The 17,577-nt window shown below is 66.7% G+C and carries 16 protein-coding genes and 1 tRNA gene; 8 read left to right on the top strand and 9 right to left on the bottom strand.

Annotated features, from left to right (window positions below):
• Positions 1-198 precede the first annotated feature (198 nt).
• Entirely contained in the window at positions 199-1,260 is a 1,062-nt protein-coding gene (locus AC5V87_RS01305) for a polysaccharide deacetylase family protein (protein WP_495369761.1), read from the top strand.
• Positions 1,261-1,337: 77 nt separating this feature from the next.
• Here AC5V87_RS01305 and AC5V87_RS01300 read toward each other — a convergent pair whose 3' ends face one another.
• From AC5V87_RS01300 to AC5V87_RS01280, 5 genes are all read right to left on the bottom strand, one after another.
• Positions 1,338-1,706, bottom strand: coding sequence for a hypothetical protein (locus AC5V87_RS01300; RefSeq protein ID WP_456841795.1), 369 nt, complete (start codon positions 1,704-1,706; stop codon positions 1,338-1,340).
• A gap of 281 nt (positions 1,707-1,987) precedes the next feature.
• A tRNA-Thr gene (locus tag AC5V87_RS01295) sits at positions 1,988-2,063 on the bottom strand.
• A gap of 100 nt (positions 2,064-2,163) precedes the next feature.
• Complete coding sequence (locus AC5V87_RS01290; RefSeq protein WP_495369760.1) at positions 2,164-3,960, bottom strand: heme biosynthesis protein HemY; 1,797 nt, start codon at positions 3,958-3,960, stop codon at positions 2,164-2,166.
• 35 nt (positions 3,961-3,995) lie between these two features.
• Complete coding sequence (locus tag AC5V87_RS01285) at positions 3,996-5,201, bottom strand: COG4223 family protein (RefSeq protein WP_495369759.1); 1,206 nt, start codon at positions 5,199-5,201, stop codon at positions 3,996-3,998.
• A 64-nt stretch (positions 5,202-5,265) separates the two neighbouring features.
• On the bottom strand, positions 5,266-6,012 hold the full coding sequence (locus AC5V87_RS01280; RefSeq protein ID WP_456841792.1) for a uroporphyrinogen-III synthase: 747 nt from the start codon (positions 6,010-6,012) through the stop codon (positions 5,266-5,268).
• Between the two features lie 141 nt (positions 6,013-6,153).
• Here AC5V87_RS01280 and tsaD point away from each other — a divergent pair, with 141 nt between their 5' ends.
• The 3 genes from tsaD (at position 6,154) to AC5V87_RS01265 (ending at position 8,887) form a co-directional block, all read left to right on the top strand.
• Complete coding sequence (tsaD, locus tag AC5V87_RS01275) at positions 6,154-7,227, top strand: tRNA (adenosine(37)-N6)-threonylcarbamoyltransferase complex transferase subunit TsaD (RefSeq protein WP_495369758.1); 1,074 nt, start codon at positions 6,154-6,156, stop codon at positions 7,225-7,227.
• A 263-nt stretch (positions 7,228-7,490) separates the two neighbouring features.
• Positions 7,491-8,471, top strand: a complete 981-nt coding sequence (locus tag AC5V87_RS01270) for an NAD(P)H-dependent glycerol-3-phosphate dehydrogenase (protein ID WP_456841790.1) — start codon at positions 7,491-7,493, stop codon at positions 8,469-8,471.
• Positions 8,472-8,473: 2 nt separating this feature from the next.
• Positions 8,474-8,887 carry an EVE domain-containing protein gene (locus tag AC5V87_RS01265; RefSeq protein WP_456841789.1) on the top strand — a complete coding sequence of 138 codons (414 nt, stop codon included), beginning with the start codon at positions 8,474-8,476 and terminating at the stop codon, positions 8,885-8,887.
• Here the strand turns inward: AC5V87_RS01265 and AC5V87_RS01260 are convergent.
• A complete protein-coding gene (locus AC5V87_RS01260; protein ID WP_456843497.1) occupies positions 8,882-9,985 on the bottom strand; it encodes an adenylate/guanylate cyclase domain-containing protein in 1,104 nt (367 codons plus the stop codon). The genes AC5V87_RS01265 and AC5V87_RS01260 overlap by 6 nt on opposite strands.
• Positions 9,986-10,084: 99 nt before the next feature.
• Here AC5V87_RS01260 and AC5V87_RS01255 point away from each other — a divergent pair, with 99 nt between their 5' ends.
• The gene (locus AC5V87_RS01255; RefSeq protein ID WP_235542021.1) at positions 10,085-10,540 is read left to right on the top strand and encodes an SRPBCC family protein; all 456 of its coding nucleotides are present in this window, start codon (positions 10,085-10,087) and stop codon (positions 10,538-10,540) included.
• 84 nt (positions 10,541-10,624) lie between these two features.
• Here the strand turns inward: AC5V87_RS01255 and AC5V87_RS01250 are convergent, their stop codons facing one another.
• The gene (locus AC5V87_RS01250; protein WP_495369757.1) at positions 10,625-11,797 is read right to left on the bottom strand and encodes a DNA topoisomerase IB; all 1,173 of its coding nucleotides are present in this window, start codon (positions 11,795-11,797) and stop codon (positions 10,625-10,627) included.
• A 405-nt stretch (positions 11,798-12,202) separates the two neighbouring features.
• Here AC5V87_RS01250 and acs point away from each other — a divergent pair, with 405 nt between their 5' ends.
• Together acs and AC5V87_RS01240 are read left to right on the top strand one after the other, a co-directional pair.
• Positions 12,203-14,149 carry an acetate--CoA ligase gene (gene acs / locus AC5V87_RS01245; protein WP_495369756.1) on the top strand — a complete coding sequence of 649 codons (1,947 nt, stop codon included), beginning with the start codon at positions 12,203-12,205 and terminating at the stop codon, positions 14,147-14,149.
• A 426-nt stretch (positions 14,150-14,575) separates the two neighbouring features.
• Positions 14,576-15,091, top strand: a complete 516-nt coding sequence (locus tag AC5V87_RS01240) for a L,D-transpeptidase (protein WP_495369755.1) — start codon at positions 14,576-14,578, stop codon at positions 15,089-15,091.
• A gap of 54 nt (positions 15,092-15,145) precedes the next feature.
• Here the strand turns inward: AC5V87_RS01240 and AC5V87_RS01235 are convergent, their stop codons facing one another.
• Together AC5V87_RS01235 and AC5V87_RS01230 are read right to left on the bottom strand one after the other, a co-directional pair.
• On the bottom strand, positions 15,146-15,736 hold the full coding sequence (locus AC5V87_RS01235) for a thermonuclease family protein (RefSeq protein ID WP_495369754.1): 591 nt from the start codon (positions 15,734-15,736) through the stop codon (positions 15,146-15,148).
• A gap of 42 nt (positions 15,737-15,778) precedes the next feature.
• A complete protein-coding gene (locus AC5V87_RS01230) occupies positions 15,779-15,979 on the bottom strand; it encodes a DUF1674 domain-containing protein (RefSeq protein WP_456841783.1) in 201 nt (66 codons plus the stop codon).
• Positions 15,980-16,166: 187 nt separating this feature from the next.
• On the opposite strand from AC5V87_RS01230, the gene AC5V87_RS01225 reads away from it, so the two are divergent.
• Positions 16,167-17,513, top strand: a complete 1,347-nt coding sequence (locus AC5V87_RS01225) for an RsmB/NOP family class I SAM-dependent RNA methyltransferase (RefSeq protein WP_495369753.1) — start codon at positions 16,167-16,169, stop codon at positions 17,511-17,513.
• Positions 17,514-17,577: the final 64 nt, after the last annotated feature.

Here is a 17,577-nt window from a genome sequence, read left to right as displayed (position 1 = left end):
TGCTCCGGCAAAACAGTTTCCACTGTGATGACGGTCACGGGCAGGCCAGCCTCTGTGACATCGGTCACTTTGGCGCACCCGGCTGAAATTCCTCCGCATCCGCTGTCGTGTTGGTGTCACGTTAACTGTTCCTTCGCATTAATGGCTCGTCGCGCGGGGGATTCCGCCGGTTTGGTTGCGTAATTGGAAAGAGTAGCGATGCGTAATGCGTTGGGCCTGATGCTGGCCAGTGTAGTTGCCGCGGTCGTCATCGCCGCCGGCGGTTGGTTTTATTATTCCACGCGCGCCGACCAGGGCGCTCCCAAGACAGTTGCCGCCCGTGCCGCCGATCCGCTCCCGGCACCGGCGAAGCTCGCCGCCAGAGACGACGTCGAGACCACCGCCACGATCGCGGTCAAGCCGACGGCATTTGCCCAGGCACCCGCGCCTGCGCCTGCACCGATCATGCCGGTGCAGCCGAAGCAGGCCTGCGCCAATCCGAACGCGCTCGGGGTCTCCCGCGTGGTCGAGATCGACACCACCGGCGGCCCCGGCTTCGGCTTCGATCATTTCAAGCAGTTCGACTTCCTCACCGACAAGGAGGTCGTGCTGACTTTCGACGACGGTCCCTGGCCGGTGAACACCCCCGCGGTGCTGAAGGCGCTCGCGGATGAATGCACCAAGGGCCTGTTCTTCTCGGTCGGCAAGCATGCGACCTATCATCCGGAAATCCTGCGCCAGGTTCTGGCCCAGGGCCACACGGTCGGCACACACACTTGGTCGCACGTCAATCTGAACGGCAAGAAGATGACCGAGCAGATGGCCAAGGACGAGGTCGAAAAAGGCATCAGCGCGGTGAAATTCGCGCTCGGTGCCAACCCCGCGCCGTTCTTCCGCTTCCCGCAGCTTCAGCACAACCCGGCGATCGTGAGCTATTTCGGCACCCGCAACGTCGCGATGTTCTCCACCGATATCGACTCCTTCGATTTCCGGAAGGGCGCGACGCCGGAGAAGATCATCGAGACGGTGATGAACAGGCTCGACAAGCTCGGCAAGGGCATCATCCTGATGCACGATTTCCAGAAGCACACCGGCGAAGCGCTGCCGGCGCTGCTCGCGCGGCTGAAGGCCGGCGGCTACAAGGTCGTGCAGATCAAGGCCAAGACGACGCTTCAGACGCTGCCGGAATATGACGAGGCGCTGATGAAGGACCTGAAGGTGCCGACCGCCAGCACGACCCTGCGTCCGATCTCGAGCGTGGTGCAGACGGTTTCGCAGTAAGCTCGATCGAAACACTCTCTCAAAACGTCATGGCCGGGCTCTTGCCCGGCCATTTGCTTTTTGGAGCGAGCGATCGTCTACCAGTAAATGCCGTGGCGATGCAGCTCGCTGATGATGCGGCGCTCGGTCCATTCGCGTTTGCGCTTCGGCTTCTCCGCCCTTGCGGTCTTGGCAGGCTTGGTCGTCGCGACCGGCGCTGAGGCCGTCGTGGTCGTGACCGGAGCGGTCGCCGCAGCGGGCGCAGGGGCCACAACTGCCGGCGGACGGTCGATATATTTCGGGGCCTCCGCAGCCGGTGCGACTTCGCTCACCTGGGTCGCCGTGGTCGCGGCGGCCTGCGGAGCGGAGGTCTGCCCGGTTGCCGATGACAGCGACAGGCTGCGGTCGGCGGCATGGGCAGATGCGGAGGCCAGCACCATGGCGGCAACCAGAATGATCTTGCGCATGTGAAATCTCCCCGTGTTTGCGTGACGCGGACACTACGGGAGGCGGGGTGCAAGGTTATGTGATAGACGTCACCAAGCTGGCGCCGCACGCGACGCGCGCTCATGCGTGCCGCGTTCCTTTCGGCAATGCGCTGACAGCGATCTGATGGATTGAGCGCCCTGCCATGAATGCGTGGAGCAAGTGACCCTGCAAGCCGCGACAACCCGCTCGGCACGAGGTTGTCACCCATGTCTCAGGTACGTTCTGTTACCTATGTGTCCGGGCTGGACAATTCGAAGGCTGGTGCCGCAAGAGGGATTCGAACCCCCGACCCCGTCATTACGAATGACGTGCTCTACCGACTGAGCTATTGCGGCGAACCCTGCCGGGATCTCGGCGATGCCGGCCCCGATACGCGCGCTCCTGATATCGGGCATGGCTTGAATTGGCAAGGACAAGCGGGAGGCGAAATGCGCCTCACGCGCCCCAGCGGGACCAGAATCCGCGCCAGCCGCCAGCCTGGGCCTTGGCGTGGCCCTTGGGCGTGCCGATTTGTTCCGTAAATTCATCGCTCGGAGCCTCGTCATCGATCCCGGGATCATCGGGGGCGCGGACGATCGGGATGACGGCCTGGATCGGCGCGGACCCAGGCTTGCCGAGGTCCGCCCGGGTCCGGAACACCGGTGTTGCCGCAACGGGCGATGATTCGGCGGTCTCGAGGGCCGGTTTGACCGGCTCGGCGGGCGCGACCGCCGGCTCCTCCTTGGCGACGTCCTCGGAAGCCTCATTAGGAGCTTCCGTGATGGGCTCTTTGACGACGTCCTTGGCCTCGGGAGGCGAATTGTCCTGCGCGGCCGGCGCGGACACGGGCGGATCCACCGGCATTTCGGTCGGCGCCGCCGTCACCCGCTTCGGCGGCGGGGCAGCCAGCATGGCCTCCTCGAAGGCCGACGATTCGATCGTGGTGCCCTTGTCCGAAGGAAGGCTCGCGACCGGCGTCTGCCACTGGAAGGCATCGAGCCGGCCGGTGACCGGGGAGACCGGGCGCCAGCGGTCGCTGACATAGCCATCCGCGGTCCAGGCCGGATCGTGGCGGGCACGCACCGCGCGCAGGGTCCAGGCGCGGGCCCGGCCGCTGTCGCCATGCTCGGCGCGCTCGATCTCGGCCATCAGCAGCGCGACGCGCTGGGTCGGATCGTTGACGTAAGGCGCCAGCACCTCGCGCGCCCTCGCGAATTCGGACGCATCGATTGCGGCACGCGCGATCGCGAGCTGGCCCTCGACATGGCCGGGCTTCTCGGCGGATGTCTTGGCCGCGAGCGTCTCGACCCGTTGCAAACGCTGCCGGGCGGAATCGCCGAGCTTCACATGCGCATAGGCGTCGGCGAGATCGGGGTGCGGATTGGCGAGCCAGGCGGCCTCGACTAGCTTCATCGCACGGCGCACCTGATGCGCCTCGCTCTCGAATTTCGCGGCAAGAACGGCGGCCGGGACCAAAGTCGGCGCGAGCTTGACCGCCTCCATTACGCTCTCGCGCGCGACGTCGCGGTCCATGGTCTCGAGCTCCAGCGCGCGTGCGGTGAGCAGCACGCCGCGCTGGCGGCGATAGGCCGGCTTGTCGATCAGGCCCGCGGCCAGATTGGAATCGAGGATCGCGAGCGCACCGCTCCAGTCCCCCCGCGCGCAGCGGAAACCGAGCACCGCATGCGAGGCCCAGGTCGAGGACGGCGACAGTTTGATCGCTTCCTCCGCGATCATCACGGCGCCGGCCGCATCGTCGGCACGCTGCGCCTCGATGAACAGGCCGCGCAGGCCGAGCAGGCGGGTATCCTCACGCTCGGCCATGGCGCGGAAGACACGCTGGGCCTCGTCGCGATTGCCTTCGAGCTGAGCCGACTGCGCGTGCAGCAGCAGCGCCAGCGGATCGTTCGGGGCAAGGCGTCGCGCAGATTCGGCGTGACGGCGCGCAAGCCCGATGTCGCCATGGCCGATCGCGAGTAGGCCGTGGGTGATGGCGTGGCGGCCGCGCGCGTGGCGCTTCTCACGGCGGCGGCGGCGCAGACGTCCGGGCGCGCGCCAGATCATCGTCACGATGCTCCAGACCAGCACGACGGCCGCGGCGAACACCCCAAGCAGAAACACGAATCTCGGCAACGTCGTCGAGGCGCGGAAACCGCCCGCGGTCAGGACGAGATCGCCGGGCTGATCGGCAACCCAGGCCGCGCCGGCCGCCGCCAGCGCAATCAGGACAAGGAAGAGGACGATGCGAAGCATGGCGATCCCTATACGCGCTGATTGTTGCGCGAACCTTATTGAGCAGGCTTGGCGAGATCCGCCATGGCGTCGTCAGCGAATTTGCGTGAGGCGGCGAGCGCAGCCTCGCGCGCATCGGCCTTGTCGAGCCAGGCCTGCGCCGGCGCACGATCGGCCTCCGCCAGCGTCTTCAGCTCGCGCCGCGCCTCGACGAAATCGTTGCGGAGCGCCGCGGCCGTGACCCGCGCAACGATCGCGCCGCGATCATTGCCAACCCCGTCGGTCCGCTCGATGCGGACGAGCTTCGACGCTCCCGCCTGGAGACGTTCGACGATGCCGGCTCCGGCGGCCGGCGCCTCGGGCGGCGGCGAGAGCTTCGGCACGATGTTGAGCAGCTCGCGGCTCAGCGCGACCGGCGTCGGGATGCCGCTCGCCGCAAACGCTTCGAGCGGCTTCAGCGTGTCGGGCTTGGCTGCGAACGACCGCGCCGCGGCCAATTGCGACTGATAGGGATCGCCATGACGAACGGCGACGTCGAGCAGGGCCGCGGCCACCACATGACGCAACGGCTTGTCGTCCATCGACTTGGCATCGGCGATCTTCTCGCCCTGCTGCGCGAGCTCGGCCCTCTCGGTCCTGCTGGCGCGCTCGAGTTGCGCGACGCGATCGCTGAGAGCGGCAAGATCGGGCGCGGCAATGCTCGGTGCAGATTTGGCATCATTCAGAGCGCTCGCGGTTTTGTCGGACTGCGCACGCAGATTGGCGATGTCGCTGCGCAACGCGCTTGCGGATTTTTCGAGCGCGTCGATCCGCGCCACCAGGGCCGGATCGGCGGCGGGCTTGCCCGCCCTGGCTTCGACCGCGGCGACACGACCGGCGAGCGCATCGACGGTCGCGCTCGTCACTTGCGGCGCGGCTGGCGGCGCCTGCACGGCGGGCCAGCCCAGCAGCCAGCCGACCGCGATCACGAGCGCGGCGGCAACGGCGCCGGCGAACGGCGCAATGACCCAGGGCGAAATCGGCGGCGAGGGGCGAGCGGCCGCGGCCGGCTCCTCGACGTGCTCCGGCGCCGCAGCGGCGGGCCCGGATTTTGCATGCTCGGGCTCGGCGTGCTCCGGCGCCGGCTGAGCTTCAGGCTCACCTGCCGGCTCCTGCGGTTGCGTCGAGACGTCGGTCGCCTCGAGGTCGATGGTCGGCGGAGTGCGCTTGGCACGGCCGGGCTCGGGGGCCAATCCTGTGTCTTCAGGCTTGTCGTCGGCCATCGTGACGGTTCCTCACACTTCCATGCCAGAGCGGACCCGATTGCGTCGGATTCGGCCCGACCTCTTACGCCAAACGGGTCCTCAAAGCACGCTCCAAGGTATCAAATAAGGCATTTTCGTCCGGTGTTGCGGCCACCAGAACCTGCGATGCGCCGGCCTCGCGCAGCACGGCGGCCACGTTCTCGGACAGGCAGCATTGCGGGATCGCCAGCGCCGAAATTTCAACGCCTTCGCCCCGTGCCGCATCCAGGAAGGCCCTCGCGCTGCGCCGGGAGTAATGCAGCACCGCCTCGATTCCTTGAGCCGCGAATCCGTCGCAGACATCGCGCGGAAGAATTTTGACCGGCACCATGCGATAGGTCGTCTGCGTCACCACGCTGAATCCTTCCGCACCGAGCTCGCCGCCGAGATCGCGCGACAGATCCGCACCCGCGAGATAGAGCAGCGTGCTTTTTGCCTCTAGCAGCTTCTCGCGCGCGCTCTGCATCACCTTGTCGCGCAAGGAAACGGCATCGCCGCTGGCGACGATCACATTCGTGAAGCCGGTCTCCCGCGCAACCGCGGCCGTATGCTCGCCGACGGCAAACAGCGGCAGCTCCAAAAGCCCGAGATCGCGCAACTGCGGCGCGACGGCGCGGATCGCATTTGCTGACGTCACGATGATGGCGCCATAGCCCGCCTCGCTCTCGTCATGGAAGGCGACCGGCTCGAACTTGAGCACCGGCGCGAGCAGCACTGCATGGCCCCGCGCGCGCAAACTGTCCGCGGTCGCCTCATTGTCAGGATGCGGCCGTGTGACAAGAATGGACATCGCTGGTGTTCCCGGGCACGACGCATTGACGAGAACGGCCGCGCGTGACGATTGCGCAAGCCGACCCCGGAATGCTACCGCGTTACCAGAACTCCGCTTTCCGGATGAGCGCAAGGGCGCAAATTGGATAACAATTCGCCAATGCTGGTATTGGGCATCGAAACCACCTGCGACGAGACCGCCGCGGCCGTGATCGAGCGCGCGCCTGACGGTGCCGGCAGGATCCTGTCCAACATCGTGCGGTCGCAGGTCGAGGAGCACGCCCGCTTCGGCGGCGTGGTGCCGGAGATCGCCGCCCGCGCGCATGTCGACCTGCTCGACGGCATCATCGAACGCGCCATGGGAGAGGCCGGCATCGGCTTCGCCGAGCTCAACGGCGTCGCCGCCGCCGCGGGACCCGGACTGATCGGCGGTGTCATCGTCGGGCTTACCACGGCGAAGGCGATCGCGATGGTGCACGACACGCCGCTGATCGCGGTGAATCATCTGGAGGCGCATGCGCTGACGCCGCGCCTCACCAACGGAATCGAATTTCCCTACTGCCTCTTCCTCGCCTCCGGCGGCCACACCCAGATCGTCGCGGTCACCGGCGTCGGCCAGTATGTACGGCTCGGCACCACAGTGGATGATGCGATCGGCGAGGCCTTCGACAAAGTCGCGAAGATGCTGGGCCTGCCCTATCCGGGCGGCCCGCAGGTCGAGCGCGCGGCGGCAAGCGGCGATGCCGCGCGCTTCGTGTTCCCGCGGCCGATGCAGGGGCGCCCCGACGCCAATTTCTCGCTATCGGGGTTGAAGACCGCAGTGCGTACCGAAGCGAGCCGGCTCACCGAAATCACGCCGCAAGATATCAGCGATCTCTGCGCCAGCTTCCAGGCCGCCGTGCTCGATTCGACCGCCGACCGCTTGAGCGTTGGCCTAAAACTCTTCCGCGAACAGTTCGGCGCGCCGCATGCGCTGGTGGCGGCGGGCGGCGTCGCCGCCAATCAGGCGATCCGCGGCGCGCTGGACGACGTCGCGCGGCAGGCCGGAACGCAGCTGATCATGCCGCCGCCCGCGCTCTGCACCGACAACGGCGCGATGATCGCCTGGGCCGGCGCCGAACGTCTCGCGCTCGGCCTGACCGACACGATGGAAGCGCAGCCGCGCGCACGCTGGCTGCTGGACGCCAACGCCACGGCGCCAGCGGGTTACGGCAAGACGCGGGCGGGATATTGAATGATGTGGTGCTGCAATGAGCTCCCCTTCACCTCGCCCCGCTTGCGGGGAGAGCATAGGCCGCCTTCGGCGGCCGTCCTTAAGAGACGCCGAAGCAAAGCTTCGGCTACGTTGCATCGCGGCTGCAATCCACGCGAGGGGGGCTCTCCGCAAGTCTCTCTGTCACCGTCCCCGCGGAGACTCCCCCTCACCCCCACCCTCTCAGCGCGAGCGAAGCTCGTCGCGCCTCCGCAAGCCGGGAGAGGAAGTGGAGAGATTGAGCCATGACCGCATTCCGGTCCGTCGCGGTGATCGGGGCGGGTGCCTGGGGCACGGCGCTGGCGACAGTGGCTGCGCGGGCAGGGCGGAACGTGACGCTGTGGGCGCGCAATGCCGAGCACGCCACTCGGATCGCATCGACGCGCGACAATCCGCGGCTGCCGGGCGTGCGGATCGCGCCGGAGATTGTGGTGACGAGCGACCTGGCGCTCGCCGCACGCGCCGACATGCTGCTGATCGCGACCCCGGCGCAGCATCTGCGCGGTGCGGTCAACATACTGGCCTCGCATCTCGCAAAGCCCCTGCCGATCGTCGCCTGTGCCAAGGGCATCGAGCATGGCACCCACAAATTCATGACCGATGTGATTGCGGAAGCCGCGCCGCAGGCGCAGCCCGCGATCCTGTCGGGCCCGAGCTTTGCCGACGACGTCGCGCGCGGCCTGCCGACGGCGGTGACGCTGGCGGCGAAGGATGAGGCGCTGGCGAGCGAGCTTGTGCAGGCGCTGGGCTCCCCGACATTCCGCCCCTATCACTCCACCGACATCCGCGGCGTCGAGATCGGTGGCGCGGCCAAGAACGTGCTGGCGATCGCCGTCGGCATCGCGGTCGGGCGCAAGCTCGGCGCCTCGGCGCAGGCTGCGCTGACGACCCGCGGCTTTGCCGAGCTGACGCGTCTCGGCCGCGCGCTCGGCGCGCGCAGCGAGACGCTGACCGGCCTGTCCGGCCTCGGCGATCTGATCCTCACCTGCGCGAGCCTGCAATCGCGCAATTTTGCTCTGGGCCTCGCACTCGGCCGCGGCGAGCAGCCGCCCGCCGGCAAGCTTGCCGAGGGTGAGTTCACCGCGCCGGTACTGATCGAACTCGCAGCTTCGCAAAACATCGAGATACCGGTATCAGAAGCGGTCGCTTCGATCCTGAGCGGCCGAAGCACGATCGACGCGGCGATATCCGGATTGTTGACGCGTCCCTTCAAGGCAGAGGAATGAACATGGCGTACTGGCTGGTGAAATCCGAGCCCTCGGTGTGGTCCTGGGACCAGCAGGTGGCGAAGGGCGCCAAGGGCGAGGCCTGGACCGGCGTGCGCAATTACACAGCGCGCCAGAACCTCGTGAACATGAAGAAGGGCGACAAGGCGTTCTTCTATCATTCCAACGAGGGCAAGGAGATCGTCGGCATCGCCGAGATCATCAAGGAGGCCTACCCAGACCCGACCGACAAGACCGAGAAATTCGTCTGCGTCGACATCAAGGCCGACAAGCCCCTGAAGACCCCGGTCACGATGGCCGCGATCAAGGCCGAGAAGAAGCTCGCAAACATGGCGCTGGTGAAATATTCGCGCCTGTCGGTGCAGCCGGTAACGGCGGAGGAGTGGAAGCTGGTCTGCAAGATGGGCGGGCTATAAGCGCTCCGAAGTCGGCGCTTGCGTCTCCGGCAGTGCGAGCACCTCGCATGGCGAGGCAATGCCGCGCAGCTTGTGCAGTCCGAGCGCGATCAGAGGCATGTCCGTCTGCGCAGCAAGCGCTCCCGACACCAGCACGGTCCGGCCCAGCGGCTTGCACAATCCTTCGAGCCGGCTTGCGAGATTGACGGCGGGACCGATCGCCGTGAAGTCGAGCCGATTGGCGGCGCCGATATTGCCCCACAGCATCTCGCCGAGATGAAGCGCGGCGCCGAACGACAGCGGCGGCAGTCCTTGCGCGCTGCGCTCCGCGTTGAGATATGCCATCCCGGCCTCGGCCGCGCCTGCGGCACGCAGCGCCGCATCGCAGGCATGGCGGGGTGAGGCCTCGAGCACCGGAAAGATCGCGAGCACACCGTCGCCGATGAATTTCAGCACCTCGCCGCCGAAGGCATGGACCGCACCGGCGATGCGGTCGAACCAGGCGTCGAGCGCCGCGATGACATCGGCGGGTGGTGTGATCTCCGACAGGCGCGTGAAGTCGCGCAGATCCGCATAGAGCAGCGCCGCCTGAATGGTCTCGCCGAGATCGCGCCGCAGCGGCGCCGTCAGCACACGCGCCGCGCTGCGCTTGCCGAGATAGGCCTCGAGCGTCGCACGCAAGGTGGCGCGGGCGGCGAGCACGGCAAGCGGCGTCGCGGCGAACCGCGCTGCTTCGCGCAATTGCGCGATTTCGCCTGATGTGAACGGCCGCGGCCCGATCCAGCCGAGCGATGGCCCGTCTTGCCGTCCAACGACGTCTTCGTGCACCTCGCCGGCCGCGATGTCGCGCAGCCAGCGGCGACCGGCATCGTGGGGCGGGTCGGGCAACAGGCCGCCGGGTGCAAAGCCGAGCGCTTCGATCACCCGGCCGCTGTCGGCACGCCATAGCCAGGTCCGTTTCGCGATCAAGGGATGCGGCACCTCCAGCGTCAGGCTGCCGGCCGCAAGCGGCACCCCGTCGGCGACCAGATGCGCGCCGAGTTCCGCCAGCAGGCGGTCGGCCCCGGGACTGTCCGAGGCGGCGTCGACGAGCCAGGCGAGGGTCGGGGAGAGCTGCATGGTCCGATGATGGCGAATGCGGGCGGTCCTTGTCACGGGCAATCCTTGACGGGCCGCTTTGGCGCCGCCATCTGCCCCTCAGCAAAGGGATGATCGCCGATGACCGAATCCTTCGTAGTGCGACGCGAGACCCAGATCGCCGCCCCCCGCGCCACCGTCTTTGCCTATCTCACCGATCCCGAGAAGATCCTGAGCTGGATGGGCTCCGATGCGACCACCGAGCCGCATCCCGGCGGGCTCTATCTGCTCAAGGGCATCGGCCCGCGCGGCGGCGTCGGCCGCGGCGCCTTCCGCGAGGTCGTGCCGGTGCATCGTCTCGCCTACACTTTCGGCTGGGAGGGCGGACAGGAAGTGCCGCCCGGCTCGAGCTTGATCGAGATCGACCTGATCGAACGCGACGGCGGCACCCTGCTGCGCATGACCCATAGCGGCCTGCCGACCGAGGAGCAGGCGGCCGCGCACGCGACGGGATGGGCGCACTATCTGGGACGACTCACCACCGCGGCCGCGGGCGGCGATCCCGGCCCGGACATGGGTGTTTCTACCAAGGCATAGCTCTCGCAGGGCGGGCCCACGCATCTTCGCGACCATGGAGAGATGGGCGCGGCGCTTTGCGCTTTTGCCCACCCGGCAGTGTCGTTACACCGCCGCGGTCGCGACCACCTGCGCCAGCAGCTGCTCGCGCCGCGCCTGCGACCGCTGGCCTTTCATCGTCGCCGCAAAACGCTCCAGGATGCCCTCCTCGAAGGCCGTGACGATGGTGTCGTGGACGTAGCTCTTGCGGCAGATCGCCGGCGTGTTGGAGAGCTGGTCGGCGGCGGCGCGGATCGCGTCCAGCACCTGCTTCTTGCGGCCGCGCTGGCTGGTCGCCGGCGTGATCCGCGACAGCGATTCCACGACGACGGCGGAGGCCATCAGCGTGCGAAAATCCTTCAGCGAGATCTTGATGCCGGCGATCTCGCGCAGAAACGCGTTCACCTGCGTGGTGTTGACCGCGCGTACGACGCCGTAGGCATCGCGATACTGGAACATGCGTTTTCCCGGGACGCCGCGCAGGACGCCGATGGCGCGGACCAGCTTGGCCGCGTCGCACTCCTTGCGCACCGCCTTGCCGCCCTTCGCCTTGAAGGTCAGCACGAAGGAATCGTCTTCCAACGTGACGTTGGATTTCAGCAATGTGGTGGCGCCGCGGGTGCCATTGAGGCGGGCGTAGGATTCGTTGCCAGGGCGAATTGCGGTGCGCGCGATCAGCTCGATCACGGCCGAGAGCGCGAATTCGCGCGTCGGCTCCTCGCCCGACAGGAACGCCGAAACCTTGCGCCGGATCTTTGGCAGCGCGCCGACGAGCTTTTCCAGGCGATGCGCCTTGCGGTGCTCGCGGACCTTCTCCCAGTCGGCGTGATAGCGATATTGCAGCCGCCCCGCGGCATCGCGTCCCACTGCCTGGAGATGAGAGTTCGGGTCCGCGGAGTAGCGCACCTCGCGATAGGCCGGCGGCACCGCCATGGCGTGCAGCCGGCGGATGGTGCGTGCGTCGCGGATATGGGCGCCGTTGGGACGGACGAAGGAATAGCCCTTGCCGCGCCTGACGCGGCGGATGGTCAGCTCGTTCTGGTCGCCGAGCCGCAGGCCCAGCTCCTTGGCGAGGGCCTCGACCGTCGTCGCCGCAGGCGCTGTGTTGAAGATCTTTTCCGGGCTGGGGCGGGTGGAGCCGGCCGGTTTCGGCCATTGTCCGAGGGCCTTGGCCAGTGCAATAGCGGCAGGATCGGCTGAAGCGGGCCGCATCGTCCCGAGATTCTGCTGATCCATCATAGTGTTATGCCTTGACCCTGTTTGATGTCGTTCAATGCCGCTGTTCTGATTTTTGTTCCCTGAGGGTCTCTTCCGGACCCGGGTTAGCCACTTAGGGTGTTCCAAACCGTATTGCGAGTCCCGAATCAGTGAGAGACGGTTGCTAAATACCTCCGGCGGCGCATGGGCGCCCTGCACGGGCCTGTTCCGGAGATTTGGGTCAAAGACCCGAAAGCTCGCCGCTTCGGTCTGTTTCAGATTTGCGACAACGGGCCTGCGCAGCTTGATGCGCCGCATGGCGGGCCGCTCGCCGAAGGTCCAGCTTGTGCTGCTTGTCGGGGGCGGTTAGCCCGACGCATAATCGATTCAACGATCAGGTCAGCTTGCCAGTCGCATGCGTTCGACTTGGCGTAGGTGGAGGGAAACATGCCCGAGAAGATTTACGACGTCCCGGCGGAGTGGGCCAAGCGCGCCTGGATCGACCAGGTCAAGTACAAGGAGATGTACGCCCGCTCGATCTCGGACCCGAACGCATTCTGGGCGGAGCAGGCCAAGCGCATCGACTGGATGAAGGCTCCGACCAGAATCGAGAACGTCTCCTTCGCGCCCGGCAACATCTCGATTAAATGGTTCGAAGACGGCATCCTCAACGTCGCGCATAACTGCATCGACCGGCACCTCGCCAAGCGCGCCAACCAGACCGCAATCATCTGGGAAGGCGACGATCCCTCGCAATCCCGGCACATCACCTACAAGGAGCTGCATGACGAGGTCTGCCGGATGGCGAACATCCTGCGCACCCGCAATGTCAAGAAAGGCGACCGCGTCACCATCTATCTGCCGATGATCCCGGAGGCGGCCTACGCGATGCTGGCCTGCGCGCGGATCGGCGCGATCCACTCGGTGGTGTTCGCGGGCTTCTCGCCTGACAGCCTCGCCCAGCGCATCAACGACTGCAAGTCCAAGGTCATCATCACCGCCGACGAAGGCCTGCGCGGCGGCAAGAAGGTGCCGCTCAAGGCCAATGTCGATGCGGCGCTCACCAAGGCCGACGGCGTCGACTGGGTCGTCGTGGTGAAGCGCACCGGCGGTCAGGTCGAGATGAATCCGTCCCGTGATCTCTGGTATCACGACGCCGCCAAGATGGTGACGACGGAATGCCCGGCCGAGCACATGCATGCCGAGGATCCGCTGTTCATCCTCTACACGTCAGGCTCGACCGGCCAGCCCAAGGGCGTGTTACACACCACGGGCGGCTATCTCGTGTTCGCCTCGATGACCCATCAATACGTCTTCGACTATCACGACGGCGACATCTACTGGTGCACCGCCGACGTCGGCTGGGTCACCGGCCACAGCTACATTTTGTACGGACCGCTGGCCAACGGCGCGACCACGCTGATGTTCGAAGGCGTGCCGAATTATCCGGATAATTCCAGGTTCTGGAACGTCATCGACAAGCACAAGGTCAACATATTCTATACCGCGCCGACCGCGATCCGCGCCCTGATGCAGTCGGGTGACGAGCCCGTGAAGAAGACCTCTCGCGCGAGCCTGCGCCTGCTCGGCTCGGTCGGCGAGCCCATCAATCCCGAAGCCTGGGAGTGGTATTATCACGTCGTCGGCGACGACCGCTGCCCGATCGTCGACACCTGGTGGCAGACCGAGACCGGCGGCATCCTGATCACGCCGCTGCCGGGCGCAACCAAGCTGAAGCCGGGCTCGGCGACGCAGCCGTTCTTCGGCGTCGTTCCCGAAATCGTCGATGCCGATGGCAAGGTGCTGGAAGGCGAGACCACCGGCAATCTCTGCCTGACGCGCTCCTGGCCGGGGCAGATGCGCACGGTCTATGGCGACCACGCCCGCTTCGAGCAGACCTATTTCTCGACCTACAAGGGCAAGTATTTTACGGGCGACGGCTGCCGCCGCGACGCCGACGGCTATTACTGGATCACCGGCCGCGTCGACGACGTCATCAACGTCTCCGGCCATCGTATGGGCACGGCGGAAGTCGAGAGCGCGCTGGTCGCGCATGAGAAGGTCTCGGAGGCCGCCGTGGTCGGCTTCCCGCACGACATCAAGGGTCAGGGCATCTACGCCTATGTCACCCTGATGGCCGGCGTCGAGCCGACCGACGATCTGCGCAAGGAGCTCGTCACCTGGGTGCGCAAGGAGATCGGCCCGATCGCCTCGCCCGACCAGATCCAGTTCGCCCCCAGCCTGCCCAAGACCCGCTCCGGCAAGATCATGCGCCGCATCCTGCGCAAGATCGCCGAGGACGAGCCGGGCAGCCTGGGCGACACCTCGACCTTGGCCGATCCCGCCGTGGTCGACGACCTCGTCAAGAACCGGCAGAACAGGAAATCGGCGTAAGCACCCTCTCGTGCCCCGGACGCAGCGCAGCGCGCCGTTGCGGTGCGCTGCTGAGCCGGGGCCTATCCAGCCGCGCGAACAAAGAGCTGGATCCCGGCTCTGCGCAGCAGCGCTATGGCGCTGCAACGCGTCCGGGACACGAGCCTACCTTTCGCACCGGCGCACCTCCTCGAACTAACGGCCGCTCATACGCTCACGCTCTTTTCAGGGCGCGTGCGGGCAGAGCCGCATCTTTCCGGCCGAGTGTTGTTTTCTTGTTATTTACTTTATTTCGAACATTTCCTTTGTTCCCCCTGCTGGCGGGCCCTGGGCGGCCGTGCGCGGAAACCATCCGGTTAACGCGCGCGGTTAAGAATGTCTGGGCATGCCGGCGATTGCCGGTTTTGCGTAGATTTCGACGGATCCGTTCGGGCAAGGGGAAATGCGATGTCGATGAGGATTGCGGTGGCGTTGGCCGCCACCATCGGAGCAGGGGTCTTGACGTCGACGGCGGCCGAGGCGCGGCCCGAAATGGTGGGAGCGCACCTCGCCGACTATTCGCCGGGCACCATCGTGGTCAAAACCAGCGAGCGGCGGCTCTATCTCATCCTCGATAACGGCCACGCGGTGCGTTACCCGGTCGGAGTCGGCAAATCCGGCAAGCAGTGGGCCGGCACCACCCGCATCGACGGCAAGTATCTCAATCCGGCCTGGTCGCCGCCCGCCGAGGTCAAGCGCGACAAGCCGAACATGCCCGACGTCATTCCCGGCGGCTCGCCGCGCAACCCGATGGGCGTTGCGGCGATGACGCTGGCTGGCGGCGAATACGCCATCCACGGCACCAACGTGCCGGGCTCGATCGGCGGCTTCGTCTCCTACGGCTGCATCCGCATGCTCAACGACGACATCACCGATCTCTACAGCCGCGTCTCCGTCGGCACGACGGTGGTCGTGACGCGCTGATCGTCACCAAATCGGAAACTGAAAGAGCCGCGTCATCCGACGGGGCTTTTTTTGTTACCAGAAGCGCCAACTGCGCGAGCACCAGCCGTCGCGATGGCCGCCATTGTAGCTGCGCGCGTAGCCGCCGGCGAGCATTGCCGCCGAAACGTTGGCGGTTCGCCTGGTCGCGACGTCGGCGAGAACGCGACCGTACTTGTCCTGGCCAAGATTGTAGATCGTGACGCCGCCCTGGCCGAGCAGGTTGCGCAGCGCATCGCTGGCGGCTTCGGCCTTGTCGAGCTCGGCCTGACAGGACGCTTTCATCTCCGGCGCGTCGATGCCGCGCAGACGGACGCGCGCGACGAAATCGCGGCCGCCTTGCTGATGCACTCGCGCGAGGAAAGTATCGCCGTCGACGGTCCTGATGACATCGACCGCCAGACGCGCGGCGGAATTGCCGGACTGCTGCACGATGATCTTGGCATCGCGTGACTGTCCGTCATCTGCATGCGGATTGGGCCAGATCGTTCCCTGGCGAAAGCCGAGCACGATCGCGGTCACGACGCCGACCACGAAGATCCACGGCAGCAATCCGGAGAGGCGACGGCCGAACGGCGAGCCGCTGTAGGAGGGCCGATGGGAATGGCTGGGGTCGAAGCGTGACATCCGCGCACGCTAGGGCTGAGTCGGCTGAACCGGCAAGGTGCCTTAGAAATCCGAGGCGATGCCTTTGCGCTCCCAATCGCCGTAGCGGGTGGGTTCAGGCCCCTTCGGTCCCTGCAACTCCTTGGGCGCCGCTTCAGCATGCGCCGCGGCTGCAGCTTGTCGGCGCGCTTCGGCTTCGGCCAGCGCACGCTGGGCGGCCGGGGAGAGCGGCTTGCGATCAGGAACGGAGGGCTGGTCACTCATCGTGGCGTTCCTAGCGCAGGATTGCGGGAGGCGCGAGGTCCAATATCGCATTGCTGAAATGGTAATCGTGGCCTGTAAAGGCGAGAGGCCATTCTTACATTTGGCATATTCGCGTGCGAGAGATCGGCTTCTCGAGGCATGCGCCCATCGCGGCGGAACTGCCGCTCGCTCAGAACCTTGCTACCGCATGCCATCTCAACGTTTCGTCCCTCCGTCCGAAGTGCCTGGTCTTGCGGCACGGCGGATTGCCGCCGACATCGTCGACGGCGTGCTGCACAAGCATCGCACGCTCGACGACCAGCTCGACGGCGCGGGTGCTCACCCCGGACTGAAGACGCTGGCCGACCGCGACCGCGCGCTGATGCGCCGCCTGGTTGCGACCGTGCTGCGCCGGCTCGGCACGCTCGGCCATGTGCTGTCCCGCCTGCTCGACAAGGGCATTCCCTCCGACGCGCCGCGCGCGCAGAGCGCGCTCTTGATCGGCGCCGCGCAGATCCTCTGGATGGACGTGCCCGATCACGCCGCGGTCGACCTCTCGGTGCGTCTCGTGCAATCGGATCGCCGCGCCGCGCGCTACGCCGGCCTCGTCAATGCCGTGCTGCGCCGCTGCGCGCGCGAGGGCAAGGCGCTGGTCGAAGAAGTCGCCAATCAATCGCTGGACCTGCCGCCCTGGCTGCTCGCGCGCTGGAGCGCGCACTATGGCGAGGCAGCCGTGCGGGATATGGCGCTGGCGCTCGGCCACGAGCCCTCGCTCGACCTCACCGTGAAGTCGGACCCCGCGCAATGGGCGAGCCGGCTGCATGGCGAGACGCTGCCGACCGGGACGGTGCGGATGCTGCTGCACGGCTCGGTGACGATGCTGCCGGGCTTTGCCGAAGGACAATGGTGGGTGCAGGACGCCGCCGCCGCGCTGCCGGCCCGCCTGTTCGGGGACATCAAGGGCAAAGCCATCGCCGATCTCTGTGCCGCCCCCGGCGGCAAGACGGCGCAGCTGACGCTATCAGGCGCGCATGTCACCGCGATCGACCGCTCGCCTGCCCGGGTGGCGCGGCTGCGCGAGAATCTGGCGCGGCTGTCGCTCCAGGCCGAGACCGTTGTCGCCGACGCCGTGGAATGGGCCGGCCCGACCGAAGGCTTTGACGGCATCCTGATCGATGCGCCCTGCACTTCGACCGGCACGATCCGTCGTCATCCCGACGTCGCATGGCTGCGGCAGGAGTCTGATATCGCTGCCCTGGCCGCGCTGCAGCAGCGGCTGCTGAAGAAATCCGTCTCGCTGCTGAAGCCCGGTGGGACGCTCGTCTATTGCACCTGTTCGCTGGAACCAGAGGAGGGCGAGCAGGCGATCGCTGCCCTGCTTCAGGCAGAGGCGGGCCTGCGCCGCGTGCCGATCGAGGCGTCCGAGGTGTCGGGACTGAGCGAGATCATCACCGCAGAGGGCGACCTGCGCACCCTGCCCAGCCATCTGCCGAACCCCGATCCCAAGCTCGGCGGGCTCGACGGATTTTACGCCGCCCGGCTCGTTAAATCCTGATTTTGCACCGGATTTTGCCGCCACGATCCTGATTCGGACCGTTCAAGGTGGTGTCAGCCCTCCG

Source organism: Bradyrhizobium sp. SOJA106 (assembly GCF_059448745.1).
The sequence above is the reverse complement of the archived record's forward strand: the minus strand, read 5'-3'. Positions and strand labels throughout refer to the sequence as shown.